The organism is Endozoicomonas sp. SESOKO4, from assembly GCF_024606275.1.
Genome location: NZ_JAHHPS010000540.1, coordinates 1 through 2,556, shown reverse-complemented (window position 1 = coordinate 2,556; position 2,556 = coordinate 1). Strand labels below are relative to the sequence as shown.

Annotated in this window: 2 protein-coding genes; both read right to left on the bottom strand. The window is 48.0% G+C overall.

Features of this window, described 5'->3' with window-relative positions; all coding sequences use genetic code 11:
- A partial coding sequence (locus KDK16_RS10475) for a hypothetical protein (protein WP_257276030.1) occupies positions 1 to 2,371 on the bottom strand: 2,371 nt, incomplete at its 3' end.
- Positions 2,372 to 2,556: hypothetical protein (locus KDK16_RS10470; RefSeq protein ID WP_257276028.1), on the bottom strand; the 185-nt coding region annotated here is incomplete at its 5' end.

The window sequence follows — 2,556 nt, the reverse complement described above, 5'->3', positions numbered from 1 at the left end:
ATGTATCCGGTGCCTGAAAATTGTGTTGCCAGAGACGACCCGCATCTCTGGCAAAAAGCCTGAGGCCTTCAAACGATGCCTGCACTGAGAGCCCTGCCACTCCTTCCGTTTCATAAGGATAGTGGTGATACAGTTGGGAGTTTTTTTCATCATCAAAGACTTGTAGCAGTGCCGAACCATCTGGCTCCAGGGCAATGGTTGCCAGGGTTTCATCAGGTAATCTGCAGGCTTTGAGCTTATTCAGGGCATTGCTCAGACGATAGATGCCCCGTGGTTTCAGCAGTGTGCTTTCAAGGCCCAGCTCAGCTTTATGCGTTCGAAAAAAATCCAGTTGTGGCTGTTCACGGACAAAATCATGCCAGTCTTCTGTGGAACCAGGCTGTTGTTTCAGAAACTTGAAACGGCGATAACCCTGAGGTACCTCTGCGGAAGGAAAAGCCAGACTGCGACCGTAAATTTCAATATTCCCGCTGTTGATCAACTCCGCTTCCCAAAGCCCGGACATTGCCGGCACCGTCTCTTTTGGGTGTTTCCTGTTAAATTCAGCCACCTCCCGGAGGAAACATTCGCTATAAAACCTGTCTGGATTAAGTGCACACCCGGCACCAACCCCAAGGGCAATCAGATGCCATGGATAGAACTTATTGCGATAATATAGGTCGCAGCGCCGTTCAATAAACAGTGAGTCGCGATCATCAGGTGTTGCTGACAGGTGCTCAAGTAGTTTTTTTTGCATGTCCGGAGAGACAACCCGGAGCACCTGCGCAGCATATTCAACCGGTAACCCGTTCTGATGTATTAACCTGATTAATTCCAGTGTTTGCTGCTCATCCCGTAAAACGTCTGTGTGATGCTCAAAATAGTTGATAACAGGCTGAAGTGACTGTGTTGCACGGGGCGGGGGGGGGTGTCTTAGTTGTGCGCCGTATGAATACTCAGCAGAGCGCAAGCTGACTGCTTTGAAAGTAGACGGCGGCAGGGATTTAAACAGTTGCAGGAACTCAGTAAACCAGTTGACATTCAAAGGGCGTTTTCCGTCTAAATGTTCCTTCATACAATCAATGAGATGGCCAGAAGTGGTTAGCTTGATCAGAGCGCTGCGCCGGGTTCTGGCCAGTTGACTGTCATCCTTTCCGGATAGGTGTGTTGAGGCTAATTGCGCACAGTGATGTCGGTATAAAAGCAACAGCGGTGTTGCGCCGCTGTGGTCCTGTTGATTAGCCAGAATTCTGGCGGGCAGATATTCAAACAGCTGGTCATAACGGGGGAGATAAGCCTCCAGACAGTGATATCTGCATAATTCGCCGTTAGAGTAACTGCTCGGAAGTGCTGTCGCCATAAGGTGCAGAATATTACTGCCGTTATTAAATGTCTGATTAAGAATTGTGGGTAAGGCGCCTGCCAGCAACCGCTTGAAAAATTCCCGCTGGCCCAGGATAAAGGCACAGACCAGAAGCTGTTCCCGCTCCTGATGATCCAGCTTTTTCAGTGCTTCCAGAATCAGCTTTTCATGCCTTTGGGCATTCACCTCCAGCATACAAAGTTGCAATATGAAAAACTCTGAACCCAGTGCCGTGGTGATGGTCTGGCAGAAATCCTGTGACGTCTGAAGGTCGCCATGTCTGATGTCCAGTGATTCGAAAATAGCGGTTATCAGATAGGGCGCTGAGCCATCGGAAATCCGAAGAGATTGATTAATTTTTGTTAGACGAGGGCAACGTTGTTGTGCCATCTCACTCATAAGCTCCCGGGCTGTTTTCTGCAGTTGCCTCGGGGTCAGGTATCTGTCCAATATTGCCATAAAGTCCGGATCAGCCCTGCACATCATTGTTTTGGCAAGGTTGCCAAGAAGTCTCAGCACTGTTTCATGGCGTGTGTTACCCAAGAGTTGCTTTAGTAATTGGGGAGGTATATTGATTGTACAAATCATCCAATCAGCATCAAGTCCCAGCCCCAAATCAGCCAGCGTTTGCAGAACGGAAATATTTTCGGGAAGGGTAATATCGCTGACAAGGGTTTTGATCAGTGCTTGCAAGGAAGACAGATAGAATCTTTGATTGTCCCCGGGATGGTCCTTACTCAACCTTTTAAGATCATACTGGGCTTTATCTATCTGTTCTCGCAGCAATTTATTACCAAATGGAATGTCAATATTGCCTATTGCATTCTGAACCCGGGATACCCATTCACGACGCTGGTCGAGAGTGGAAGTGATGTGCCGCTGGTGTAAAGAGCAACCGGAGGACCCACCCGATCGAGCCGTTTGATTGCTCAAACCCGAAGTGGGCACATTAGAGGAAACATCTGTTTCCGGAACGGTGCGACTGAACAGGTTAAAGAGAGTAGCGCGGGACATCCATGGCAGCATCATTCATTCCATCAATAATTTGTTTTCTGAATTTTCTAAATCTTCAGACCAGCAAAGTTTGATTTGGTTCATAATCATCCAGAAAACATCGCCAGCGGTGTGAACTTTGTTTACCAAATTGAGCGGAAAGCCTCGTACTTCTAGTTCGGGGATGGATAGCTCGCAGTCTGAAAGACTGCCTATGCAAA